Source organism: Acinetobacter sp. YH12227, assembly GCF_013417785.1.
GTDB lineage: Bacteria > Pseudomonadota > Gammaproteobacteria > Pseudomonadales > Moraxellaceae > Acinetobacter > Acinetobacter gandensis.
In genome coordinates this window covers 22306-47486 of record NZ_VPDH01000009.1, presented here as the reverse complement: position 1 = coordinate 47486, position 25181 = coordinate 22306, and the positions used below count along the sequence as shown (strand labels likewise).

The 25181-nt window shown below is 41.6% G+C and carries 28 protein-coding genes and 4 tRNA genes; 24 read left to right on the top strand and 8 right to left on the bottom strand.

The window, feature by feature from the left end:
• The first annotated feature begins 1 nt into the window (after position 1).
• The 15 genes from rpsH to FTV09_RS03345 all read left to right on the top strand — a co-directional run bounded on the left by rpsH (position 2) and on the right by FTV09_RS03345 (position 9468).
• Positions 2-397 (top strand): 30S ribosomal protein S8, encoded by a 396-nt coding sequence (rpsH, locus tag FTV09_RS03415; RefSeq protein ID WP_067762905.1) that lies wholly within the window; start codon positions 2-4, stop codon positions 395-397.
• A gap of 13 nt (positions 398-410) precedes the next feature.
• Positions 411-944 (top strand): 50S ribosomal protein L6, encoded by a 534-nt coding sequence (gene rplF, locus FTV09_RS03410; protein ID WP_180056752.1) that lies wholly within the window; start codon positions 411-413, stop codon positions 942-944.
• A 14-nt stretch (positions 945-958) separates the two neighbouring features.
• On the top strand, positions 959-1309 hold the full coding sequence (rplR, locus tag FTV09_RS03405) for a 50S ribosomal protein L18 (protein ID WP_067762903.1): 351 nt from the start codon (positions 959-961) through the stop codon (positions 1307-1309).
• A 2-nt stretch (positions 1310-1311) separates the two neighbouring features.
• Positions 1312-1809: a 30S ribosomal protein S5 gene (rpsE, locus tag FTV09_RS03400; RefSeq protein WP_067762902.1), complete on the top strand. Its 498-nt coding sequence runs from the start codon at positions 1312-1314 to the stop codon at positions 1807-1809.
• A gap of 6 nt (positions 1810-1815) precedes the next feature.
• Positions 1816-1992: a 50S ribosomal protein L30 gene (gene rpmD / locus FTV09_RS03395; RefSeq protein WP_067762901.1), complete on the top strand. Its 177-nt coding sequence runs from the start codon at positions 1816-1818 to the stop codon at positions 1990-1992.
• A 3-nt stretch (positions 1993-1995) separates the two neighbouring features.
• Positions 1996-2436, top strand: a complete 441-nt coding sequence (rplO, locus tag FTV09_RS03390; protein ID WP_067762900.1) for a 50S ribosomal protein L15 — start codon at positions 1996-1998, stop codon at positions 2434-2436.
• A 45-nt stretch (positions 2437-2481) separates the two neighbouring features.
• Positions 2482-3801 carry a preprotein translocase subunit SecY gene (gene secY / locus FTV09_RS03385; RefSeq protein WP_171256677.1) on the top strand — a complete coding sequence of 440 codons (1320 nt, stop codon included), beginning with the start codon at positions 2482-2484 and terminating at the stop codon, positions 3799-3801.
• Between the two features lie 20 nt (positions 3802-3821).
• Entirely contained in the window at positions 3822-3938 is a 117-nt protein-coding gene (gene rpmJ, locus FTV09_RS03380) for a 50S ribosomal protein L36 (protein WP_000867907.1), read from the top strand.
• 106 nt (positions 3939-4044) lie between these two features.
• A complete protein-coding gene (gene rpsM / locus FTV09_RS03375; protein WP_067762898.1) occupies positions 4045-4401 on the top strand; it encodes a 30S ribosomal protein S13 in 357 nt (118 codons plus the stop codon).
• 19 nt (positions 4402-4420) lie between these two features.
• Positions 4421-4807: a 30S ribosomal protein S11 gene (gene rpsK, locus FTV09_RS03370; RefSeq protein WP_001040166.1), complete on the top strand. Its 387-nt coding sequence runs from the start codon at positions 4421-4423 to the stop codon at positions 4805-4807.
• A gap of 12 nt (positions 4808-4819) precedes the next feature.
• A complete protein-coding gene (gene rpsD / locus FTV09_RS03365) occupies positions 4820-5446 on the top strand; it encodes a 30S ribosomal protein S4 (protein WP_067762897.1) in 627 nt (208 codons plus the stop codon).
• A 17-nt stretch (positions 5447-5463) separates the two neighbouring features.
• Positions 5464-6471 (top strand): DNA-directed RNA polymerase subunit alpha, encoded by a 1008-nt coding sequence (locus FTV09_RS03360; RefSeq protein WP_004281489.1) that lies wholly within the window; start codon positions 5464-5466, stop codon positions 6469-6471.
• Positions 6472-6489: 18 nt separating this feature from the next.
• Positions 6490-6855: a 50S ribosomal protein L17 gene (gene rplQ, locus FTV09_RS03355; protein WP_005012953.1), complete on the top strand. Its 366-nt coding sequence runs from the start codon at positions 6490-6492 to the stop codon at positions 6853-6855.
• Positions 6856-7060: 205 nt separating this feature from the next.
• On the top strand, positions 7061-8551 hold the full coding sequence (locus FTV09_RS03350; protein ID WP_180056750.1) for an NAD(P)/FAD-dependent oxidoreductase: 1491 nt from the start codon (positions 7061-7063) through the stop codon (positions 8549-8551).
• 128 nt (positions 8552-8679) lie between these two features.
• Positions 8680-9468, top strand: a complete 789-nt coding sequence (locus FTV09_RS03345; protein WP_180056748.1) for an alpha/beta fold hydrolase — start codon at positions 8680-8682, stop codon at positions 9466-9468.
• 47 nt (positions 9469-9515) lie between these two features.
• Here the strand turns inward: FTV09_RS03345 and FTV09_RS03340 are convergent, their stop codons facing one another.
• Positions 9516-10688 (bottom strand): acyl-CoA dehydrogenase family protein, encoded by a 1173-nt coding sequence (locus FTV09_RS03340; RefSeq protein ID WP_180056746.1) that lies wholly within the window; start codon positions 10686-10688, stop codon positions 9516-9518.
• A 180-nt stretch (positions 10689-10868) separates the two neighbouring features.
• On the opposite strand from FTV09_RS03340, the gene FTV09_RS03335 reads away from it, so the two are divergent.
• The 5 genes from FTV09_RS03335 to FTV09_RS03315 all read left to right on the top strand — a co-directional run bounded on the left by FTV09_RS03335 (position 10869) and on the right by FTV09_RS03315 (position 16115).
• On the top strand, positions 10869-11126 hold the full coding sequence (locus FTV09_RS03335) for a succinate dehydrogenase assembly factor 2 (RefSeq protein ID WP_067762893.1): 258 nt from the start codon (positions 10869-10871) through the stop codon (positions 11124-11126).
• Positions 11119-11505 carry a hypothetical protein gene (locus tag FTV09_RS03330; protein ID WP_067762892.1) on the top strand — a complete coding sequence of 129 codons (387 nt, stop codon included), beginning with the start codon at positions 11119-11121 and terminating at the stop codon, positions 11503-11505. The genes FTV09_RS03335 and FTV09_RS03330 overlap by 8 nt, the downstream gene beginning before the upstream one ends.
• Before the next feature lie 519 nt (positions 11506-12024).
• Positions 12025-13104 (top strand): hypothetical protein, encoded by a 1080-nt coding sequence (locus tag FTV09_RS03325; protein WP_067762891.1) that lies wholly within the window; start codon positions 12025-12027, stop codon positions 13102-13104.
• A 46-nt stretch (positions 13105-13150) separates the two neighbouring features.
• The gene (rrtA, locus tag FTV09_RS03320; RefSeq protein ID WP_180056744.1) at positions 13151-13723 is read left to right on the top strand and encodes a rhombosortase; all 573 of its coding nucleotides are present in this window, start codon (positions 13151-13153) and stop codon (positions 13721-13723) included.
• Positions 13724-13913: 190 nt separating this feature from the next.
• Complete coding sequence (locus FTV09_RS03315; protein WP_180056742.1) at positions 13914-16115, top strand: TRAP transporter large permease subunit; 2202 nt, start codon at positions 13914-13916, stop codon at positions 16113-16115.
• A 72-nt stretch (positions 16116-16187) separates the two neighbouring features.
• Here the strand turns inward: FTV09_RS03315 and FTV09_RS03310 are convergent, their stop codons facing one another.
• The 5 genes from FTV09_RS03310 to rnr form a co-directional block, all read right to left on the bottom strand.
• Positions 16188-17069 (bottom strand): DMT family transporter, encoded by an 882-nt coding sequence (locus FTV09_RS03310; RefSeq protein ID WP_067762889.1) that lies wholly within the window; start codon positions 17067-17069, stop codon positions 16188-16190.
• A 62-nt stretch (positions 17070-17131) separates the two neighbouring features.
• Positions 17132-17569 carry a hypothetical protein gene (locus FTV09_RS03305; protein ID WP_180056740.1) on the bottom strand — a complete coding sequence of 146 codons (438 nt, stop codon included), beginning with the start codon at positions 17567-17569 and terminating at the stop codon, positions 17132-17134.
• Between the two features lie 16 nt (positions 17570-17585).
• Positions 17586-17795, bottom strand: a complete 210-nt coding sequence (locus tag FTV09_RS03300; RefSeq protein WP_171256675.1) for a YheV family putative zinc ribbon protein — start codon at positions 17793-17795, stop codon at positions 17586-17588.
• A gap of 40 nt (positions 17796-17835) precedes the next feature.
• Positions 17836-19875, bottom strand: a complete 2040-nt coding sequence (locus tag FTV09_RS03295; protein WP_180056738.1) for a M3 family metallopeptidase — start codon at positions 19873-19875, stop codon at positions 17836-17838.
• A gap of 163 nt (positions 19876-20038) precedes the next feature.
• Positions 20039-22459: a ribonuclease R gene (rnr, locus tag FTV09_RS03290; protein WP_180056765.1), complete on the bottom strand. Its 2421-nt coding sequence runs from the start codon at positions 22457-22459 to the stop codon at positions 20039-20041.
• Between the two features lie 265 nt (positions 22460-22724).
• Here rnr and FTV09_RS03285 point away from each other — a divergent pair.
• The 3 genes from FTV09_RS03285 (at position 22725) to FTV09_RS03275 (ending at position 23030) form a co-directional block, all read left to right on the top strand.
• Positions 22725-22814: transfer RNA gene (locus FTV09_RS03285), tRNA-Ser, on the top strand.
• A 15-nt stretch (positions 22815-22829) separates the two neighbouring features.
• Positions 22830-22906 (top strand) — tRNA-Arg (locus FTV09_RS03280).
• Between the two features lie 47 nt (positions 22907-22953).
• Positions 22954-23030, top strand: a tRNA-Arg gene (locus FTV09_RS03275).
• A gap of 93 nt (positions 23031-23123) precedes the next feature.
• Here FTV09_RS03275 and FTV09_RS03270 read toward each other — a convergent pair.
• Entirely contained in the window at positions 23124-23264 is a 141-nt protein-coding gene (locus tag FTV09_RS03270; protein ID WP_155857599.1) for a hypothetical protein, read from the bottom strand.
• 350 nt (positions 23265-23614) lie between these two features.
• Between FTV09_RS03270 and FTV09_RS03265 the strand changes: the two genes are divergently transcribed.
• Positions 23615-23691: transfer RNA gene (locus FTV09_RS03265), tRNA-Arg, on the top strand.
• A gap of 100 nt (positions 23692-23791) precedes the next feature.
• Here FTV09_RS03265 and FTV09_RS03260 read toward each other — a convergent pair.
• Positions 23792-25090: an SRPBCC family protein gene (locus FTV09_RS03260; RefSeq protein WP_180056736.1), complete on the bottom strand. Its 1299-nt coding sequence runs from the start codon at positions 25088-25090 to the stop codon at positions 23792-23794.
• Between the last annotated feature and the right edge of the window lie 91 nt (positions 25091-25181).

The following is a 25181-nucleotide window of genomic DNA, read 5'->3' as shown; positions in this document are numbered from 1 at the left end:
AATGAGTATGCAAGATACCGTTGCCGACATGCTAACACGTGTTCGTAACGCACAAATGGCTAAGAAACAAACTGTTTCTATGCCAAACTCAAAGTTGAAAGTTGCGATTGCTAACGTACTTCAACAAGAAGGTTATATCGCTGATGTAGCTGTTGCTGACAACGAAGGCAAAGCGACTTTAACGATTACTTTAAAATATTTCGAAGGCAAACCAGTTATCGAAACTGTGAAACGCGTAAGCCGCCCAGGTCTACGTCAATATCGCGGTAAAGATGCACTTCCTAGCGTTAAGCAAGGTTTAGGTGTTGCAATTGTTTCTACAAGCAAAGGCATCATGACTGATCGCGCTGCACGTGCTGCAGGCATCGGTGGTGAAGTTATTGCTTTTGTTTCTTAATAGGTGATTCCTCATGTCTCGTGTGGCTAAAGCCCCAGTAACTGTACCTAACGGTGTAACAGTTACTCAGAACGGCCGGCAGGTCGAAGTGAAAGGCACTAAAGGTACATTGTCTTTCAACCTGCATGCGCTGGTCGAGCTAAAACAGGAAGACGGTACATTAGTTGTTGCTCCTAAAGCTGAGTCGAAAGACGCTTGGATGCAAGCTGGTACTGCTCGCGCTGTTCTTAACAACCTTGTAAAAGGTGTTAGCGAAGGTTTCGAACGTAAGTTACAACTGATTGGTGTTGGTTATAAAGCTGCGGTTAAAGGTAATGTAATTAACCTTAACCTTGGTTTCTCACACCCAATCGACTACAACCTTCCTGAAGGTGTAACTGCTGAAACTCCTACTGCAACTGAAATCGTTCTTAAATCTGCTGATAAAGCGGCTTTAGGTCAAGTTGCTGCGGAAATTCGTGGTTACCGTCCTCCTGAGCCTTATAAAGGTAAAGGTGTTCGTTATTCTGACGAAGTTGTACTTCGTAAAGAAGCTAAGAAGAAATAAGGCGCGAGGTTCTTATGAACGAAAAGAAACAATCCCGTTTGCGTCGTGCGAAAAGCACACGCTTGCACATCCGTGCGTTGGGTGCGACTCGTTTGTGTGTAAACCGCACTCCGCGTCACATCTATGCTCAAGTTATCTCTGCAGATGGTGGCAAAGTATTAGCGCAAGCTTCTACTTTAGACGCTACTCTACGTGCTGGTACTACTGGTAACGTTGAATCGGCTCAGAAAGTTGGTGCTTTAATCGCAGAACGTGCTAAAGCGGCTGGTGTAACTAAAGTTGCATTTGACCGTTCTGGTTTCAAATATCATGGTCGTATCAAAGCCTTGGCTGATGCTGCTCGTGAAAACGGCTTGGAGTTCTAATCATGGCTAAAGTTGAACAAAACGAAGGTCTTGTTGAAAAGCTGGTTGCCGTTGATCGTGTAGCCAAAGTTGTTAAGGGTGGTCGTATCTTCTCTTTCACAGCATTAACTGTGGTAGGTGATGGTAATGGTCGCGTAGGTTTTGGTCGTGGTAAAGCACGTGAAGTTCCAGCTGCTATTTCTAAAGCACTTGAAGCTGCTCGTCGTAACATGATCACTGTTGACCTTGTTGACGGTACTGTACAACACCCTATTAATGCTCGTCACGGTGCAAGCCGCGTTTACATGCAACCTGCTTCTGAAGGTACTGGTGTAATTGCTGGTGGCGCTATGCGTGCAGTTTTAGAAGCTGTAGGTGTACGTAACGTATTAACTAAGTGTTATGGTTCTACTAACGCTGCTAACGTAGTTAACGCAACTTTCAATGGTTTGCGTGATATGACTTCTCCTGAGAAGGTTGCTGCGAAACGTGGTCTTTCAGTAGCACAAATTCAAGGGTAATCAATCATGAAAACGATTAAAGTTACCCAGACTAAATCTTCTGCGCATCGCTTGAAAAATCACAAGCTTAGCCTTAAGGGTTTAGGTCTGCGTCGTATTGGTCATACTGTTGAAGTGCAAGATACGCCTTCTAACCGTGGTATGATCAACCAAGTTTACTATATGGTTAGTGTAGAGGAATAAGCCATGACTCTGCGTTTAAATACAATTGCACCTGCAGAAGGTGCTAAACGTGATAACCTTCGTCTAGGCCGTGGTATCGGTTCTGGCGTTGGTAAGACTGGTGGCCGTGGTGTCAAAGGTCAAAACTCACGTAAGAGCGGTGGTACTCGTCCGGGCTTTGAAGGCGGTCAAACAGCGTTATATCGTCGTTTACCAAAATTCGGCTTCACTAGCCAACTCGCTTTGAAAACTGCTGAAGTACGCTTATCTGAGCTTACTAAAGTTGAAGGTGATATCGTTTCACTTGAAACTTTAAAAGCGGCGAATGTTGTTCGTAAAGACATGATTCGTGCTCGTATCGTACTTTCTGGTGAAATTACTCGTGCATTCACTATCCAAGGTGTTGCATTGACTAAAGGCGCTAAAGCTGCTGTTGAAGCTGCTGGCGGTAAAGTCGAGGAGTAATCCCCAGTGTCTATGACTCCTAGTTCGACAGGTCATGTTAACATGATGAAAGGTCAACCATTTCATGTGAAATACCGTGAAATTATTCGCCGTATGATGTTCCTCATCGGGGCGTTGTTGGTTTTTCGACTGGGAGCTCATATTCCAGTACCGGGCATTAACAATGCCGCACTTGAAAACTTGTTTAATGCAAACTCAGGCACGATCCTGGGTTTGTTTAACATGTTCTCGGGTGGTGCATTAGAGCGTATGTCAATTCTTGCGCTCGGGATCATGCCGTACATTTCTGCTTCGATTATCGTGCAGTTAATGTCTACGGTTGTTCCTTCGCTGGAAGCTTTAAAGAAAGAAGGCGAGCAAGGTAAACGTAAGATTAATCAATATACGCGACAAGGCACATTGTTTCTTGCACTTGTGCAAGCGATTGGGATGTGTGCAGGTTTGATTAGCCAGAATATTACGCTGACTAGTGGACTTGCTTTTTACGTTCCAGCAGTAACTTCTTTGGTTGCTGGTACAATGTTCTTAATGTGGTTGGGTGAACAAATCACCGAGCGTGGGGTGGGGAATGGTATTTCCATGATCATCTTCGCTGGTATTGTTGCTGGCTTGCCGAACTTAGTTCTGCAATCTTTAACTTCTGTAGATAATGGTCAATCAAGCTTGATTGGTTTAGCAATTTTTGCGCTGTTATCTGTCGGTGTTCTTGCAGCAATTGTATTTATTGAGAAGGCGCAGCGTCGTATTCCAGTAAACTACGCCCAAAAACAACAAGGTCGTCGTGTATTTACTGCTCAGCAAAGCCATTTGCCATTAAAAATTAATATGGCGGGGGTGATTCCTGCAATTTTTGCTAGTTCATTACTTTTGTTCCCTGCGAGCTTAGGTCAATGGGTGGGTAGTGCAGATCCTGATGCTGGGATTATCAAACGTGGACTTCAAGATTTGGCGCTCATATTGTCGCCAGGTCAACCGATGTATTTGGTTTTATTCGGTGCTTTGATCATCTTCTTCTGTTATTTCTATACGGCGCTTGTATTTAGCCCGAAAGAAGTATCTGAGAATTTAAAGCGCAGTGGTGCATATGTTCCAGGGATTCGTCCTGGTGAGCAAACAGCACGTTATTTAGACCATATTCTCAATCGTTTGACTTTTATTGGCGCGATTTATATCACGATCATCTGTTTAATGCCGATGATCCTGCAAAGCTCTTTTGGTATTCCATTTAGCTTAGGCGGTACGTCTTTACTGATCGTAGTGGTTGTTGTGATGGACTTTATGGCTCAGCTTCAAGCTCATCTCACATCGCATCAATATGACAATCAATCGTTAATGCGTAAAACGACTGCTCATCCGAAAGGATAAGCGCACTTAGAGATTTCATTATGAAAGTTCAAGCTTCTGTAAAGAAAATTTGTGGTAGCTGTAAAGTTATCCGTCGTAATGGGGTTATTCGCGTAATTTGCAGCGCAGAACCTCGTCATAAGCAGCGTCAAGGTTAATCTGATCAAGACCTGTTGATTTCAGTAGGCTAATTAGGTTATTATCCGCCCCTCAAGATTTTGTCGGGCGGTTGATTATCTTAACTGCCTTTTTGGAGAAAATTGAATGGCTCGTATTGCCGGTGTAAACATTCCGGATAACAAGCATGCTGTTATCTCTCTAACGTATATCTTTGGTATTGGTCGCCACACTGCAAAAGCTATTTTAGCTGCTGTAGGTATTGCACCAACTACTAAGATTCGTGAACTAGATGACGCTCAGCTTGATGCGATTCGTGCAGAAATTACTAAGGTTCCGACCGAAGGTGATTTACGTCGCGAAATTTCCATGAACATTAAACGTTTAATGGATCTAGGCTGCTACCGCGGTCTTCGTCATCGTCGCAGCTTGCCTGTCCGCGGTCAACGCACCAAAACTAACGCACGTACCCGTAAAGGTCCGCGCAAACCAATTAAGAAATAAGATTTCTGGAAGCTAAAAGATGGCTAAAGATACTCGCACACGCAAGAAGGTCACTCGTACCGTCTCTGAAGGTGTTGCACACATTCACGCTTCTTTTAATAACACCATTGTGACTATTACCGATCGTCAAGGTAATGCACTGGCTTGGGCTACCTCTGGTGGACAAGGCTTCCGTGGATCACGTAAATCAACTCCGTTTGCTGCTCAGGTAGCTGCTGAAGTTGCTGGTAAAGCTGCTTTAGATTACGGTTTGAAAAACTTGGACGTCCTTGTAAAAGGTCCTGGTCCTGGTCGTGAGTCTGCGGTTCGTGCTTTAGGTGCAGTGGGTTATAAAATTAACAGCATTACCGATGTGACGCCAATTCCGCACAACGGTTGCCGTCCACCTAAAAAACGTCGCGTGTAAGGAGAAACATTCATGGCTCGTTATATTGGTCCAAAATGCAAACTCTCTCGCCGCGAAGGGACAGACCTGCAACTTAAATCAGGCGTTAAACCGTTTGATGTTAAGACAAAAAAACATGCTAAAGCTCCTGGCCAACATGGCGGGGCTCGTGGTAGCAAACAATCTGAGTACTCACTACAATTACGTGAAAAACAAAAAGTACGTCGTATGTACGGTGTTTTAGAACGTCAATTTAGTAATTACTATAAAGAAGCTGCTCGTGTTAAAGGCGCAACAGGTGAAAACTTGTTGAAACTTCTTGAAAGCCGCCTAGATAACGTTGTTTATCGCATGGGTTTTGGTTCTACACGTGCAGAAGCTCGTCAGCTTGTATCTCACCGTTCAATCACTTTAAATGGTCGTCGCGTTAACATCGCTTCTATCCAAGTTAAAGCGGGTGACGTGATTGCAGTTCACGAAGGTGCTAAACAACAATTGCGTATTAAAAACGCGGTTGAATTAGCGACTCAACGTGGCATTCCTGCTTGGATTGAGATTGATCATTCTAAACTTGAAGGTACGTTTAAAGCTGCACCAGATCGTTCTGATTTACCTGCTGAAATCAACGAAAGCTTGATTGTAGAATTGTATTCTAAATAATCCTTGAGGTAGCAATAATGACGCGTACTGCAAATGAGTTTCTAACTCCGCAAGCGATCAAGGTCGAAGCGGCAAGCGGGACCTCGGCAAAAGTTATTCTAGAACCATTAGAGCGTGGCTTTGGTCATACTCTTGGTAATGCTTTACGTCGTATCCTTTTGTCTTCTTTACCTGGCGCAGCCGTGGTTGAAGTTGAGATTGAAGGTGTCGAGCACGAGTACAGTACTTTGGAAGGCTTGCAGCAGGACATCGTCGAGCTCTTGCTGAACCTAAAAGGATTGTCTATTAAGCTGTTCGATCAAAATGAAGCTTATCTGACATTGGAAAAACAAGGTGCAGGCGACGTAACAGCCGCTGATCTTCGTTTACCGCACAATGTTGAAGTGGTTAACCCTGAACACTTGATCGGCACATTAAGTGCTTCAGGCTCATTAAAAATGCGCCTGAAAGTTGCTCAAGGTCGTGGTTATGAGACTTCTGATTCACGCTTCCCTGAAGGCGAAACTCGCCCAGTGGGTCGTTTACAATTAGATGCGTCTTATAGCCCAATTAAACGTGTTTCTTACACAGTAGAAAATGCTCGTGTAGAACAACGTACTGACCTTGATAAATTGATCATTGATCTTGAAACAAATGGTACTGTAGATCCTGAAGAAGCGATCCGCAAAGCTGCAACAATTTTGCAGCAACAAATTGCGATTTTCGTTGACCTTCAGAAAGATCAAGCACCAGTTGCTCAAGAACCTCGTGAAGAAGTTGATCCGATTTTGCTTCGTCCAGTAGATGATCTAGAGCTTACTGTTCGTTCTGCTAACTGTTTGAAAGCAGAAAATATTTACTACATCGGTGATTTAGTACAGCGTACTGAAGTTGAGTTGTTAAAAACTCCTAACTTAGGTAAAAAATCGCTTACTGAAATCAAAGATGTTCTGGCATCGAAAGGCTTGCAATTGGGCATGCGTTTAGAGAACTGGCCACCAGCTAGTCTCCGCATGGACGATCGCTTTGCTTATCGTAGTCGTTAATTAAGTAGGACTATCACCATGCGTCATCGTAATAGTGGTGTGAAATTAGGCCGTACAAGCAGTCATCGTAAAGCGATGTTCCAAAACATGGCTAATTCTTTGTTCGAACACGAGTTAATTAAAACTACTGTTCCTAAAGCAAAAGAATTACGTCGTGTTGCTGAGCCTTTAATCACTTTAGCTAAAGTCGATTCTGTAGCAAACCGTCGTTTAGCGTTTGCTCGTACTCGTTCAGCAGCAACTGTAGGTAAATTATTTACCGTTCTTGGCCCTCGTTACAAAGAACGTAACGGCGGTTATCTACGTGTTCTTAAAGCGGGCTTCCGTGCAGGTGATGCTGCACCGATGGCTTACGTTGAGCTAGTAGATCGCGAAGTTAACTAATTTCGTGTAGAACAGCGCACGTTGTTCGGAAAAGGTCGGTTGTTTAACCGGCCTTTTTTTATGTCTGGTGAAATTGATTGTTAGACAATATTTTAATTTGTCCTGAAAAGATAAATTTTTTAGCGGTTTTTTATAAACTTGACATTGTGCATTGTCAAAAATGTGTTTTAATAAATATAAATCTAAAACAGGTTAAAAGAACAACATGGAAAAACAAGTTGATATTCTTATTGTCGGTGCTGGGATCTCTGGAATCGGTCTAGCAGCCCATCTTTCTAAACATAGTCCTCAACGCTCATTTGAAATTATTGAACGTCGCGAAAGCTTTGGCGGCACTTGGGATTTATTTAAATATCCGGGCATTCGTTCAGATTCAGATATGTCTACTTTTGGCTTTAATTTTAAGCCATGGCAAAAAGCCAGCGTACTCGCTGATGGTTCATCAATTAAGGGTTATTTAGCTGAAGTTATTGATGAATTTAAGTTAAAGCAAAAAATTCATTTTCAACATCGCGTGATAAGTGCTAATTACGACTCACAAAGCCACAAATGGTCCGTAGTGATTGAAGATGACAAACAAAAGCAACAAACTTGGGTAGCAAATTTTGTCTTCGGTTGTACGGGTTATTACAACTATGATCAAGGTTTCCAGCCAGAATTTCCGAACCAATCCGATTTTAAGGGGACTTTCATTCACCCACAGCACTGGCCAGAAAATTTTAATTACGCAGGCAAAAAAGTGGTGATTATTGGTAGTGGTGCTACAGCAATTACCCTTGTACCTGCGATGGCAAAAGGTGGAGCAGGGCATGTGACAATGTTACAACGCTCACCAACCTATATTGCATCCATTCCATCTGTAGATATGATTTACGATAAGATGCGTAAAGTTTTACCAGAAGATGTTGCTTACAAACTCACACGTGCACGCAATATAGGTGTGCAGCGTGCTGTGTATGCAGTTGCACAAAAGCAACCGAAGCTGTTGCGTAAGTTCTTATTAAAGTCGATTGAAATGCAGTTGAAAGGTAAAGTGGATATGAAACACTTTACCCCGGATTATAATCCTTGGGATCAGCGTTTATGTGTGGTTCCTGATGGCGATTTATTTAAAATCTTACGCGAAGGCCGTGCTTCTGTTGAAACGGATCAAATTGAAAAGTTCACTGAAACTGGTATTCAGTTGAAGTCTGGTAAACACTTAGATGCGGATATTATTGTGTCTGCAACGGGTTTGAATATCCAGATTTTGGGTGGTATCAAAGCGACAATTGATGGTCAACCCTTGAATACTTCACAACATATGCTTTACCGTGGTGTGATGGTGAGTGATGTTCCAAATATGGCAATGATTATTGGTTACATCAATGCATCATGGACGCTTAAAGTGGATATTGCATCTGAATATATCTGCAAGCTTATTAATCATATGGACAAAAATGGCTATGATCAGGTGCTTCCTCAGGGTGATGCTACAGAGCTGATGGAAGATACTGTTATGGGGAGCTTAAGCTCAGGTTACATTGCACGTGCTGCAGATGTTATGCCTAAACAAGGCAAACACGCACCTTGGAAAGTAAGCAATAATTATTTAGCTGATCGTAAAGAGCTTAAACAAGCTTCTTTTGATGATGGTGTATTAAAGTTTGAAAAAAAAAGCAGTTCATCAAATGTTAAGCCGCGTTTAGTCTCTTAATGAGACACATGGATTGAAAAAAGGAGCTGTAATGCTCCTTTTTTATGACCTTAAGGTTCTAAAGCTTGAGCTAATCGATTTGTCTGTACATGATGAGATGAATAATAAATAAAGTATTTGTGCTCAATATGGATACCAACACGCAAACGCATCTTTTTAATATTGGTAAACATCGGATCTTTGCTCAATCTTGGCATAAATTGGGTGGATCAAATGCTTGTCCAATCATTCTTTTACATGACTCTTTAGGCAGTGTCGCTCTCTGGCGTGATTTTCCAAAACAATTGGCCGTACAAACTGGCCGCCAAGTCATTGCTTATGATCGCTTGGGCTTTGGTCTATCTGATGTTTGTGAACAAAATTTATCAAATGATTTTGTATTTACTGAGGCGACCACGACTTTTAAAGCATTGTTGGATTATTTTCAGTTCAGTCAGTTTTTGGTCTTAGGTCATAGTGTCGGAGGTGGTATGGCTGCAGCAATTGCTGCACAGTACCCAAAGCAGTGTGTAGGCTTAATCACTATTGCCGCGCAATATGAAGTTGAAGAATTGACATTGTCTGGCATTCGAACTGCTAAAAAAATGTTTCAACAAGCAGGGCAATTGGAGCGTTTGGAAAAATATCATCCCAATAAAGCTCAATGGGTGCTAGATGCATGGACGGAAACATGGTTATCTCCAACTTTTGCCAATTGGAATTTAAGTCAGGTGTTGGCTCAGGTGATGTGCCCAGCCCTGATCATACATGGTAAGTTGGATGAATATGGTACGACTGCACAAGCACAGCAGCTTTTTGAGGGAATTGAGGCAAATGCTGAGTTACATATTTTAGAAGGTTTGCATCATCTGCCACATAAAGAGCAGCCTGATCTGGTTATTGCTTTAATTGATGAATTTATACAGGCGTTGCCATAAATAAAAAAAGCCCATCATAGGATGGACTTTGATCAACAAAATAAAAATTATAAGGAGCGTGATATTAATTCTTTCATAATTTCATTGGTTCCTGCATATATGCGATTCGCACGGTTATCTATATAAGCTCGTGCAATTGGATATTCCAACATATAGCCGTAGCCGCCGTGTAACTGTAGGCATTCATCAACTACTTTGGAGAACATTTCGGAAATTTTATATTTTGCAGCTGCTGCGGCATCAATACCTAAACTTTCAGTTAGTTGCAATTCCATACAGCGATCTAAATAAGCACGACAGAAGTCAATTTCAGTACGCAGTTCAGCCAATTTAAAGCGTGTATTTTGGAAGCTGGATACAGTTTTGCCAAAAGCTTTACGTTCTTTAGTGTATTGGACAGTATGCGCAAAGGCTGCTTCAGCACCTGCTTGGCAGATAATCGCAACTAACATCCGTTCCCAAGCCAGTTCCTTCATCAACATCATAAAGCCCATGCCTTCCATGCCGAGTAAATTTGTTTTGGGCACACGCAGGTTATCGAAAAATAACTCACAGGTATCTTGTCCTTTCATTCCTATTTTATTTAATGGCTTGCCTTTACTAAACCCAGCACGATCAGCTTCAACCATAATTAGGGATAAATTTGCTGACCCTTTTTCACTGCTGCCCGTTTTACATACGACGATTGCCATGTCACATAAGTAACCATTGGTGATGAAAATTTTTGAACCATTAATAATGAAATCATCTCCATCACTGACGGCTGTGGTTCTGACTGCTTGGAGGTCAGAGCCTGTACCGGGTTCGGTCATGGCAATGGCAGTCACGACTTCACCTGAAACCATTTTAGGTAACCAATGTAATTTTTGTTCTTCATTGCCGAAGTTGTTGATGTAGTTAGCTACAATATCTGAATGCAAGGAAAAACCAGTGGATGAGTCCATGGCATACGCTTGTTCTTCAATTAAGATCATGCTGTAAAGGCGATCAACTCCATAACCACCATAAGCTTCTGGCATTGTGGGGCAGAGCAAGCCCATGGCACCTGCCTTATTCCATAAATCACGATCCACATGCTGTTGAGACTCGTATTTTTCTATATTGGGAACCACTTCTTTCTCGTAAAACTTACGTACCGTTTCACGGAAAGCTTCATGCTCAGCGTTAAATAATTGACGTGGCAGCATATTATTGATTGGGCGAATCGCTCCGGATTGCATGATTATTTTCCTGTGTTTTTCTTTCTTTGTTTCAAAGTATAAGAATGACCACTGCGCTGCAATGTGCAGAATATTCAAAAGGCTTAAATTTGCTGAAGGATTTGGTCAATTTAATGAAAACGTACAACCAAATTGAAGAGGATAAGGTAAACTAAGCAAGTTCTAAGATTGGGGAATACTATGACTGATGAAATCAGCTTAGAAGAACGCAAGGTGATTTACCGTGCGCGTCGTGGCTTAAAAGAGATAGATGTTTATTTTGATCCCTATGTAAAAGGCTACTATTTGCAAGCAGATCCAGCTGAAAAAGAAATGTTTGCTGAATTGGTTGCTGCAGAAGATCCAGATCTATTGGATTGGTTTATGGAAGTGAGTGAACCTCCACGTCCAGAATTAAAAACTTTTATTCATAAGCTAAAACATTACGTACATGGATAATCGGCACTTCAAACTGAAACGCAGTTTTTTGTCACATGCGTTTCAGTTTTTTATTTTCGCAGTTTTAATGACACTTCTATACCAGCTTTTACCTGTCGTACTTTGGGCGATTTGTTTTATGCTCGGCTTGGTTGTGTATGTGCTTTTTTTCCGTAAGACTTTAAAAATTACATCTTTGGAATACTTGGATGGTAGCGACTGGAATTTGCAGTTAATTAACCGTCCAGTGCAGCGTGTGCAAATCAGTCATATTCTAGATCACCAAGCCTATATCGTTGTGTATTTCTTACATGCACGTGCCAAACCCATCATTATTTGGCGAGATCAGCTCCCATTCAAACAGTGGAAATCACTCAAAGTATTGGCAAAAATGCTCTGATTGTTAGACACGCTTCAAAATAATTGAAAATAAAAAACATTAAAAAACAAATTCTTAATTCTATTTACCAATTGTTTTGTCTAACAAAATGACAAACAATTGGTAAAATATTTAGATTGTCAGACAATTTAAACGCCTGCCGAATATTTCTACAGCTATATTAGCTTTACCCACAGCGTATTGAGGAAAACATCATGATGATGCCTACTTGGATGTTTCTGGTGATAGCAATTGTGTTGGCGATTGTTGTTGGACGACTAGGAACAGTGCTGAAGGAACAGTTAACCCAAAAATAAGCGATACAACGCTTTCACAGTTAATAAGTAGCATGTGCCGAACCGTCGCTATGCTACTTTTTTTTGCCCAAAATTTGGTATTTCTAAAAAAACAGTCAATTGCTTCGATTTTGAAACATGGCAGAGTGTGTCACTCAAATTAGAGCAAATACTCTTTAATTCACTTTTTGCTTCTGATATGTTTGTCGAGATGGACATAAACACAATTATAGAGGACAGGAAAATGTCGAGCGTCCAAAAAATATGCCAGGGTGTGGCAGTTATAGCAATAACAAGTACATTATTAGCGGGTTGTTCACAGGTTGTGAAAACGGGTGCCAACGTTGCACTTGGATTTACCGAAAAGCATATTGTTCCGCCGATTCTAGCGATGGAAGATGCTGAAATGGTGTGTAATAGCGGAACATCATTAACCCCAGCCATTATGGCGACCAAAGATATGGGGGCAGATCCAACGCGTGTTGCAGTTTTAATGTATTCCGCAGCAGGGATTTGTGCCGAACAAAAAGCATTAGAAGCTGAGTTGCGTTATCTACGTGCATCGAAGTCAAACCAAGTGGCTGAAGCACAAGATGCCCGTGTTGAACAAAAGCGTTGGGCTGCACTCGCTGCACAGCGTCAATACACAGGCTATAAGCTTTTCCAAGATCGTTACGAAAAAAAATATAAGAAAGAATTGGGCGAAGGTTGCCCAAAAATGAACAGCGATATTGATCAAACCGTTTACATGCTCGGTATGTTGAGCGGTTTGCAGTCAATGACCAACGATATTAATTCTGGTGGCGCAGTAAACGTGCCGAAAGATATTGCTGCGATCGTTGAGCGTGGCATGGTTTGCCTAAACAATGAAAAATTCTGGGGTGCACCAAATGCGACACGTGCGGTCATTTGGACCTTATTACCAGGTGCGGGTGATGGCAAACCTGATCCATATCAAACCTTAAAACAATCGACTCAGATTGGTGAGCAAAAAGGCGTGCGTTTATCACATGCACTCTATGCTGTTGCAGCACAAGCCAGTGGTGATGATGCCAAAATTCGTGATGCATTACGTACCTTTGCAAAAGCACGTTCAGATGAAAAGCCTGTCAATCCACAATTTAAACTGATTGATAGTATGGCTGAAAGTATGGTGAAAGGGATATCTGATCGCTACTGGACCGAGCACACAGGTGTACGTACTGGAGATGATGGTATGGAATCATTCTGGGATGAATCTTCAGACAGTTCAGAGTTGGATGATTTATTTGGTGGCGATGCAGATGGAGCAAGCACAGCAACTACGAGTGAATCCTCTGAATAAGCATTCACTTTCTGAACTCCACCTCTAAGTAGCAGGAGAAATGAAAATGAAAACACAATTTTTGGTACAGAAAATTGTTTTTTTAGCAATTTTCGTTTCTCTTTGCGCATGTTTACAGGTATTTAAAGACCATTTCATTTATTGGCAAGATACCTTATTTCACGACTTTTGGCGTTTGTGGACTGCGCATTGGGTGCATGTAGGCTGGATTCATTTTTTCCTTAATATGTTGGCATTTATTTGCTTACCCTTCATTTTTCCGCGTGCCGCAGTATGGCATTTCATTGCGATTTTACTCATTTTATCGCCGCTGATTAGTCTCAGCTTTTATTTCTTTTTACCTGATATTGAAGCCTATGCTGGATTATCTGGCGTGCTACATGGTGCTTATGTTGCAGTTGCATGTGTGCACCTCATGTATAAACGCGAGCGTAATTTCGCCGCATTTGTGTTGTTTCTAATCTTGGCAAAATTGGTGTGGGAAAATACCATTGGGAATACTGGAACCGCAGAGTTAATTGGCAGTCCAGTATTGGTGGAAGCGCATTTATTGGGTGTGATTGGTGGTGTTATCCTTGCGATAGGTTATATCGTCGGTAGCTATTTATTTGATAAATAATGATTGAATAGCGACAGAGTTGACAAAAAAACAGAAAAGAAAATACATATTGTCATTTTATTCTGATCAAATTCATGCACATTGAAAGGCAATAATAAAACAGTGTGGCAAGAGGAAGGAAATACTCGAGCCAAAAAGGACAGGGATGAACTGTTGATGCAGTCATCCAAAATAAAAAATAGGAAGACTCATGCAAAATGATGAACACAACAGATCCGGCATCGTCGGGCTGTTACGTTATGTCTGGACAGAATGGATTTCGACTCTAGTCGTGTTGATCTTGCTTCTGCTTACATTGATTATTGGTACAGGGGAGATGATTCATGGTCAGCTTTTACGTACTGGTGAGCGTTTGTACGGCAATGAAAGTATTGGCATGCAATATTCATTCTTACGTGCGGAACCCACAAAGCCAGATTGTGACCGCCACCCCAACGTAGATGCGTTGGTACAAACACAAATGAAAGCCAATGCTGCTGATGAGTTTGCTGATATTTTTGGGACAGCGACTGAAGCAGATGTACGTGCTTCTGTCATGGCGGGCGTACAGCAATGTGAAGAAAAATTCCAATTTTATGACAAAGCTAAAAATTACTTAGATGAACATCCAAGTATTCGTACTTACCGTACGATTGAAACGACGTTCTTTGGTATTTTTAAATTTGGTTCTGAAAACCGTGTCCTGATTTTACTGTTGATGGTTTTGGTTTCAGCGATTACTGCTTCAGTCAAATTCCATCATATCGGACTTCGTGCACCGACCACTCGCTTGGATTATAAAGTTTATGCATTGTTCATGGCGATTGGTAACGGCTTACTGACATTCTCTGTGTATAGCCAATTCAATTCTGTGTTGAACTCTGGGGTGAAATCGACCAATGAAACCTTGGCAGTATATTGGTTGTGGTTAGCACTCTTTGGAATTGTCACACTGATTAGTATTTATCAATTTTTCAAGCCACCTGCAGCAAAAGAGCCAGGGGCCGGAAATATTGGTTTGGCATTATTGAGTGTACCTTTATATGCCTTTATGGCCATTATCACAGGTATTGCCTTTACCTTCTTCATGGATTATCCAATGGGGCAAGGGATTTACCTCGGACAGTTGGTTGAGTTCTCAGGCATTTTCTTAAACCTTGCACTGTTTATCTGGGCGGGGATGTTGCTGACACAAACCCGTGTGATGGATTTGTTCCTTGGAATTTTACGTCCATGGAATCTAGCGCCTGAAACATTGACATGGTTGATTCTAATCGCTGCCGCAATTCCTACCGCCTATACCGGTGCATCGGGGATCTTCGTTGTTGCAGCAGGTGCGATCATTTATAAAGAAGTGTGGAATGCAGGTTCACGTCGTCAGTTTGCTCTAGCTGTTTCAGCGATGTCAGGTTCATTGGGTGTAGTGATTCGTCCATGTCTATTGATTATCTTAATTTCGATGTTAGATAGTCGTCATGTAACCTCGGATGAATTATTTGATCATGGTATTTATGTCTTCTGGCTAACGGCATTTTTATTCCTCGGTATTTCACTGTTCTTGGCTGAAACGCGCTTCCGTGTTGCGTCGCCAAAAGTTGCTGTTCCGGGTATGTTAAAAGCATTCGTTCCAGTAATCCCTTACATTGTACTGACACTGATTGTGATTGCTTTCTATAAATACGGTCTAGACACCCAAATGGACGAGTTCACAGCACCAGTTGTGTTGCCTATCATTTTAATTGTCTACATCATGTTTGATCGCTGGTTCTCAGATCGTTTTACATCTCAGACTGTCGATGCGCATGCACAGCTTAGTTTGCAGCATGAACAAAAATCTGAATTTATGCGTGAACATGGTGGGCATGGGGTCAACCGTCGTGGGTTCCGCAGTTCAATTTGGTATGCGTCTTCTGAAACGGTTGGACATATTGGTGCTTTGATTATTTTGATGGCACTCTCAGCAAGTGTTGGTGGTTTAATCGAGCGTACTGAAATTGTGGAATTGTTACCGACACATTTAGGTAATATCTACATTTCATTGGCATTCATTGCACTTCTACTGGCAATTATTGGAATGACGACAGACCCATTTGGTGCGGTGATTCTAGTGGCGGCAACGATTGCACCTGTGGCTTATGAAAATGGTATCCATCCGATTCATTTCTGGATGATTGTATTGGTTGCATTCGAGTTGGGCTATGTATCTCCACCTGTTGCATTGAATCACTTGCTGACACGATTGTCGGTCGGGGACGAAGAAGTGCGTGCAGCAGATGCGGAAGCAAAAGAGAAATACACCAATTTCTACTACCGTTATGAGCGTTGGATTTTACCGATTTTGGTATTGTTCCCATCGCTACTGATCGTGACGTACGCACCTTACATTTTCAAATTATTTGATTGGTATAAATAAAAATTTGGCTTAAACCCATTAAAACTTAAAAAAGCACCTTCGGGTGCTTTTTTATTTAGTTTGTAGCGTTTGTTACTCGGATTTTTTTAGTTTGCTTTGTAAAATGGGACTACACAAAATAATCGCTATTAAGATAAAAGCAAAACCGACTAAGCTATATAGATCAGGAACTTCTTGCCACATCAAATATCCCCAAATACCTGCAAAAATGATGGCGACATAATTCACAGGGCCAATTTGACCTGCAGGTGCTAATTTGTAGGCATTGGACATCACAATTTGGCTGATATTGGCAAGTAGACCGGCACCGATTAAAAAGGCCAGTTCCTTTAAAGTATATGGTCGCCACAGCCAAAACATGGGAATCATTGAAATGAGTGTACCGAAAAAGCAAAAATAAAAGACGATACGTTCGGGTGGCTCGGTTGCAGTGAGGGCTCGTACAGTGACAAACGCCATCGCAGCAAGGAAGCTGGCAGTAAGGCCGATCAAAGACAATTGGTTAAACATTCCTGCATCTGGTTTGGCGACGAATAGCACGCCAAATAAGCCAACGATGGCGGCCAACAGCATAGATGCTGTCATTTTTTCTTTTAAAAATAGCCAAGCAATCAATGGAATGAAGATGGGAGAGGAATAGGTAAAGACCATGGCATTTGATAGTTTTAGATTTGCAATGGCGTAGAAAAATCCATACATGGCAATCAAGCCGACGACAGAGCGCCAAGTATGCATCCAGAGTTTTTCAGTTTTAAAAAATACTGTACCTTTACCTAGAATAAAAGGCAGAAAAATAAATAATCCGACCACATTACGAAAGAAAACAATGCTGGCATTGTCCACGGTATGTGACGCATAACGAATACAAACACCCATTAAAGAAAACAGCAATGCAGAAAGCATGAGTAACCCAATGGCTTTGGGAATGTTGGGTGTACTGGAGATGTAAGACATAAAAATAAGGCCAGAATATCTGTTGGTATTCTAGCCCATATAGTGCGAATTATACTGCTGCATTATTTAGCTTGTTGAGCTAACTGCGCTTCAAGTAATTTGATTTGTTCTTCTTTGAGTTTGATTAACTCATCAGCATCATTATGTTGTTGCTTTAATGTTGTTTCTTGATCATTTAACTGAGATTGAATGTCATCCAGTTTGGCAATTTCTTCTTTCGCCAAGGACGCATTCTCTGGAACAGGAAGTTCAGTGATATTTTCTTCTACCAGTTTAACCATTTCAGTTTCAGCTAATGGTGCTGAGGCTTCTGACATAGATTCAATTGGCGTAGCCACAGCCGGTTTTGCAGGCTTAGTAACCATCTCTTCTTCATGAACATTATTTTGTTCAGTATTGTTGCTGAACCATTGATATGCAAAAAATACTGCAATCAGAATGGTTAAGCCCCCAATGATTCCCACTAACAATTTTGGATTATGTCTTTGATCTTCTGTCATTGTTTGACCTTAATTTTTATTTAGGCTGACGTGGCTTAAATTGGATCACACCGATATCGTCTGGCACGGCGGGTTGTTCAGGTTGATCGACATGAGTCGGTCGATTTTCACTGTAACCACAATCAATGCATTCAATCCACTCGTCTTCACCAGAGGTGAGCATGACAACCCGATCCATCGCCTGGCATTTTGGACATTTAGCGCCTGCAATGAAACGTCGTTTAATGGTCATCATACTTACCTTGAATCTAACTAAGGTCGTTAGTTTAAGCGTTTTTAGATGCGTTAGTCCAACCTTGATGACGAAGCAAAGCATCTATTTTTGGCTCGCGTCCGCGGAAATTGATAAATGCATCAAGTGCTGTATCTTTTCCGCCAACTGCTAGAATAAATTGTCTAAACGACTTGCCAGTCGCAGTGTTAAAAATTCCTTCTTTTTCGAAGCGATCGAAGGCATCACTGGCCAAAACTTCTGCCCATTTGTATGAATAATAACCAGCTGCATAGCCGCCTGCGAAAATATGACTGAAGCCATGTTGGAAACGGTTGTAACTAACAGTTGGTACAACAGCATATTTTTGACGAATTTCGTCTAAGGTCGATTGGATACCAGATGCATCTAAAGCAGGGTTTGCTTTATGGATGTTTAAGTCGAACATGGCAAATTCAATTTGACGTAAGGTTTGCATACCTGATTGGAAGAAACGAGCATCTTGTAGAGCTTTAAGTAACTTAGCAGGTAATGTTTGTTTTGATTCGATATGTTCGCTGAGTAGATCTAAACTTTCTTGATCCCACGTCCAAAACTCCATGAACTGACTAGGTAATTCCACCGCATCCCATGCCACGCCATGTGTGCCTGCCACAGCAATATTATCCACTTCAGTCAGCATGTGATGTAAACCATGTCCAAACTCGTGGAATAGAGTGGTGACTTCATCATGGGTTAATAGTGCAGGTTGGTCACCTACAGGTGGGGTAAAGTTACACACCATATAGCAAATTGGCTTTTGTAAGCCTTTCTCAGTTTGCATACGAGAACGGAAACCACTCATCCACGCACCGCCACGTTTGCCACTTCGCGCATACAGGTCAAAGTAGAAACCACCAATCACTTGGCCTTGATCTTCAAGTTCAAAGTAATGAGCATCCGTATGCCATACTGGCGCTTCACGTTGAATAATTTCAATGCCGTATAGACGGTTGACGATGCTGAACAAACCTTGAATGATTTTGGGTGCAGGGAAGTAGGGTTTGAGGTCTTCTTGAGACAGGTTGAATTGTTGGACCTTGAGCTTTTCAGAATAATAGGTTGCATCCCAGGGTTGTAGCTCTGTTATGCCGTCTTGTGCAGCGGTGGCTTTGAGTTCAGCGATTTCTTTTTCCGCTGGTGCTCGTGCGTGTTCTGCTAGTTCAATGAGGAACTGATCGACTGTTTCGACATTGGGCGCCATTTTGCTGGCCAATGAAAGTTCGGCGTAGTTATTAAAACCTAATAACGTCGCCATTTCCTGACGTAGTTGCAGAATTTCTTCCATTACTTGTGTGTTATCAAATTGAGTTTGCTCAGATTGATCAGACGCACGAGTGGTATATGCTTTATACAATGCTTCGCGGACGTCACGATCTTCCGCATAGGTCATAATTGCAATGTACGAAGGAAAATCTAATGTTGCGACAGCTTGGCCTAATTCGCGTTGCTGACCATACTGTTTGAGTAATTCAATGCTGCCTTGAGGTAAACCTTTTAACTGAGCTTCTGTTAAAGGCTTAAAGTAGGCTTGGGTTGCATCCAAAACATGGTTGGAGAAGTCTGATGATAGCTGTGACAAACGTGCTGAAATCTCAGCATAACGTTTTTTGGCTTCGCCTTCTAAAGCCACACCTGAAAGTTTGAAATCACGGAGTGCTAATTTAATCGCACTTTGCTGTGCTGCAGGGAAGGTATCAAATAAACCATTATCATGCGCATGTTGATAGGTTTGATATAAAGCAGTGTGTTGACCTAGTTGAGTGTAGTACTCACTTAGGCCTGGTAATAAGGACTGATAAAGTTCACGGGTTTCAGCATTGTTCATCACGGCATTTAAGTGTGACAACACGCCCCAAGCTTCGCTCATATTATTTTCTAGGCGATCAACTTGTTCTAAGGTATTCAGTTGTTGCTGAATCGAATCAGGGACTTCTGTTAATTCATTGAGAAATTGCTGACCTTGTTGAATGGCGCTTTGAATTTTTTCTTTCAGCTGTTCCAATGTGATTTGGTCAAATTGTGGAACAGGTAATGTTGCCTTTTCTAAAGTCATGTTGATGTCTACATTAATCTCTTGTGTTAACTATAGAAGTAAGGCTTCAAGCTAAGGAAATCAAGGCTCAGTCCTTTTTAATTGGTTTTTTCTAGCTATTTTGGAATATGGGGATTTTATAAAGATAAAAAAAGAGCGCCGAAGCGCTCTTTATTTCTAAACCTTAATCCGCAGATGATTTTGCATTGGATTTTTTCTTTTTCGGTTTAGATTTTTTCTTCACTTTATCTTTAGCCTTTGTTTCAGACTTTGCTGCAGATTTTTTAGCAGGTTTTTTGCTGAAAGAACTGGGCTTCGATTTGCTTTTTTTGCGTCGTATGGGCTGTTCTCCATCTTCGCTGGCCGTAGTTTTACGCTCACCAAAAACTTCTTCTTTCGCTGTAGCTTTGGCAACGCGGGGCGCACGTGCACGAATAGCGCGACCACCGTGGCTCAGTTGCTGAATTAACTCAAAATCAATTTTACGTTCTTCGAGATTTACCCCCGCAACTTTAATTTTGACTTCATCTCCTAAACTAAAGGCTTGACCACGTGCTTGACCGACAAGACTTTGACTGGCTTGGTCATAAACAAAGAAGTCATCACCCAATTGGCTAACATGAATCATGCCATCGACGTACAAATCTTTGAGGGTCACGAATAGGCCAAATTCAGCTGTTGCACTGATGGTACCAACAAACTCTTCACCCAAATGCTGCTGCATATAATGGCATTTTAACCATGTAGTCACAGAGCGAGAGGCTTCATCAGCACGGCGTTCAGTCGCAGAGAAATGCTCACCCGCATCATCTAAAGCAGCACCTGAAATAGGATATGGTTTTTTCTTCAATTGTGCTTTAATCGCACGATGAAGTAATAAGTCAGGATAACGACGAATTGGTGATGTGAAGTGAGTATAAGCCTCATATGCTAAACCAAAGTGTCCTGAATTATTGGCACCATAATATGCCTGCATCATGGAGCGTAATAAAACGGCATGAATGCTCGGGGCATCAATACGGTCTTTGGTTGCTTCAATTACGGCTTGATAATCTGCTTGCGTTGGTTGTTCAGGGAACGGTAAGCCCAGCAATTTAACAAAGTCACGAACCTTTTGAATACGTGAAAACTCTGGTGGCTCATGTACACGGTAAAGCATCGGAATTTCATTTTTCAATGCATATTCAGCTGCGGCAACGTTTGCCAGTAACATGCACTCTTCAATTAGCTTATGTGCATCATTACGTGTACGCGGTAGGATTTCTTTAATACCACCCAGCTCATCAAAGGTCATATACGTTTCAACGGTTTCAAATTCCATGGCATGACGTTCAGCACGTAAGCCTTTGAGGACTTGATAGAGTTGGAATAAAGTATTGACTGATTTACGTACATCACGGTCTTCTGGAATGGCTTGACTGTTGCCATCGAAGTATTCCGCAACTTGGGTATAGGTCAGACGTGCTTTGGAATGCATCACACCCGGATAGAATTCAAATTTCGTCACACGACCGGCACGTGATAAATTCAAATCACAAACCATACATAAGCGGTCCAGGTTTGGATTCAGCGAACATAAACCGTTGGAAAGTGCTTCTGGTAACATCGGTAAAACGAAGTGAGGGAAGTACACCGAAGTACCACGTTCCTGTGCTTCATCATCCAATGGTTTACCTAGACGAACATAGTGACTCACATCGGCAATCGCAACAACCACACGATAACCGCCACCCGGACGTTTTTCAGCATAAACGGCATCATCAAAGTCACGGGCATCTTCACCATCAATGGTGACTAAAGCTAAATCACGTAAATCGACACGACCTTGACGATCTTGTTCTGATGGTTCTTTAAAGCTATCGGCTTCTTTTTGAACTTCATCAGGGAATTCGTAAGGCAGACCATATTCCAAAATGGTTTGTGGAATGATGATTTCAGTATCTGCTTTGTCCGCCATAGACTGAATAATGTGGCCTGTCGCAAATTCTTCTTTGGTTGGATAGTCGTCAATTTCGACACGTACTGAATCGCCTAATTTTACTTTGGCATGTTCAATTAATTCTTTTTCGAGGGTAATCGGTTGGTGTGCATTTGGATTGGCAGGTTGAATAAAATATTCACCCTCATATTCCGACACTTTACCAATAATTTGTTTAACACGATGTTGCAATACTTCAGTAATAAAGCCCCACGCTTTACCTTTACGGTCAACTGAAGTTTGACGTACTTTAACACGGTCGCCATTAAATACTTGGCGTAGCTCACGCTCTGGTAATAATAAGTCGTCAGAACCGCTGACACTTGCAGTTCCCATACCTTTAGAATTGATATAAACCGTTGCTTCATGAGTCGGTTGCTCAGCTGCAAGCTGGAACTTAAATCCATCTTTCATCAACTGACCATCACGAACCATCGCAATCAGACGATGACTTAATGCATCAATACTTTTTTGATCAGCAATTGCAAAGTGCTCCACAAAATCAGCATGAGATAGGGGAGTATTCAGTTGTTCAATCGTCTCTTGAATTAAAGTACGACTCGGAATTGGATTTTCATAACGTTCGGCTTCAGCTTTCGCTTCGGGGTCGACCCAGTTTTTCATAATGTATTTGACTTCAAATTAGAAGATTAGGATTAGCATAAGACATGCTGCGCGATACTGCACGTAATTGATTGCAATAAAGTGTTTTCAAAACATATTTTACGATGTTTAAGCATGAAAAGCCGTAGAGATGGACGGAATATCGACTTTTATCAGAAGGATTTATTCAAATCGTTTAAAAAGTATCTAATTGAACAAAAAAATGAAAAAAATATAAAGACGGAGCTTGCAGTCCCCCCTCGATCTTTGTATTATGGCCGCACGTTACGGTGAGATGGGTGAGTGGCTGAAACCACATCCCTGCTAAGGATGCATACGGGCAACTGTATCGAGGGTTCGAATCCCTCTCTCACCGCCACGATTTACTTATGTCGCGCTCATAGCTCAGCTGGATAGAGCACTTGGCTACGAACTAAGGGGTCGGGAGTTCGAATCTCTCTGAGCGCACCAATAAGTAAGTTTAAAGTAACGTAAGCCGTTAAAGGCACACAAGTTTAGCGCTCATAGCTCAGCTGGATAGAGCACTTGGCTACGAACTAAGGGGTCGGGAGTTCGAATCTCTCTGAGCGCACCAACTTGAACAAATTACCGCACATGTTGCGGTTTTTTTGTGCCTGAAATTTGAGTTACATCAAATATTTAACAATGCCATGATTGTCTGTGCAAGTCAGTGGATAGAGCGAAAGCCATCAAGTGCAATGAGTGCATAGCCAATGCGTATTGGTTTTAGGTTGGTAAATGATCGGTCAATATGATGAACAAAATTTACAGCACCAAATAGAAAAGTACCACATAGAAAATAGTACATAAAAATTTACCCCAATAAAATCAATGCCTGATTTTTTGCAGCAGTGATTAAATTCGCTGCTTTGGTTTTGTTATTTAATGATTGAATGTTAGGTGTTGAGTGTTTAAGTTGGATCTGTGATGCTGGATTTTAAAGACCAGTGTTTTTTGATGGTCTTATTATTTTTCTGTGTAATCATTCAAAAGGGTAGGAACGTTGTCATATAAAATAAGCATAGCTCGACTACATTTGCTTAATTTTTAATACTTCAAAGCTATTAATGTTTAATATCTAGGCAGTTGTATCAATTTTATTAAAATAGCACTTAACAAATAATAATAATCACGTATAATGAGCCACATCAAGACGTCGCGCTCATAGCTCAGCTGGATAGAGCACTTGGCTACGAACTAAGGGGTCGGGAGTTCGAATCTCTCTGAGCGCACCAACTTGATCAAGTTAGAAAAAACCGCACATGTTGCGGTTTTTTTGTGTCTGAAATATAGCTAAAACCGATTATATAATTTCACATCATTCAGTTGATTTAATCAGCTGAGTTTTTCTTTAACTTTCAATGCAAAAACCGTATTTCCACCCAAAGCTGGAAGCATATCGTGATAAGGCAGACTGCGCATTGCACGTAGTAAAAACGGTGCTTTATCATCAATTTTCATGGCGCTGGTCAGTTGTAATAAAGAACCTTGCTGTTGTGGATGAATTTGCATTGAACCTCGGACAAACTGTAGATCCCCCCCTGTCGCGGTATATTGGTTTTGCAACAAATCTGGATAATCAAAACGCATTTTAAAATCGAAGGGGATATTAATTACCCCAAGACCAACTGAAATTTTATAGTCTGCATCAATGGTCTTTGCATTAAGTTTGGTGATCTGCATTTCTTTGACTTGTCTTGGAAAAAGTTTTTGAAATGCAGGTGCGGCTATCCAGTGCTGTAGTTTAGATGGATTTTGCAAGTAATATTGATAACTGCTACTAAAGCGCATAAGTTCATAATTTTGCCCGTAAGGAACACGCTGAGCAGGTAGGATAAATGACACTGGTGCTTGAGAGCGCTGACTCAGCTGACTGATTTTTTCAAGTTGGTTACGATTAAGTTGCAGCTTTGGGAGTTGACCAGCGGCAAGTGTTTCACTGCTAAATGCTTTGAAGCGACGCTGTAAGGATTCAAGAAGGAAGCCATTGGTTCCTGCGGGTATTCCCAATTTGGCATCTGGTAAAGCCTTTAAAATTTTACTGAATAAAAATCCTTTTGGCTGATCGAGATCGCCCCACTGGGTAATGGTAATTAAGGTGTGATTTTTATCCAGTTCAAACCATTCAATTTTCCCTGCACCAAAGGGAACAGGTGCTTCTAAAATTAAACTGGTCAAACTGTTGCCCTGAAGTTGGTGCTGCATCAATACTGATTCTTTAAAATTCAGTACCGGAATCGGGGTTGGGATATGAATTTTATAGCGTACTTGGCTGAGATTACCGTGTTGCTCAACGACTTCAGCGGATTTGAGCGTGGGAAATAAGCCAGCATAATTGCTGTAATTCGACAGCAGTCGCGCGACATTTTTACTGTTAGTTGGAACGACCACCGCAGCGCTTTGGTATTGCCCAATTTTACTTTGACGAGTGCCCATGGTGGGTAAGCGAATGTGTTGGGTTGGATGGGCAAAAATGACGATACGATCTGCGGCCAGATCAGCTAAAGCATGGGCTTGACCCTGAAACAAATCAAGGCTGCTTGGTACATCAGCTTGCCAGTGAATCATGCGTGCCCAACTTGTCGTGCTCATCCAGCACGTACATAGCAGCACAGACATTATTATTTTTTTCATCTGCAATACTTCCTGTATCTGCGTATTTTTTATTGCAGATGTTTTAAAACATTTTTTGCGTGTTTGAAAGTAGTGAAGTGTTACATCCAAA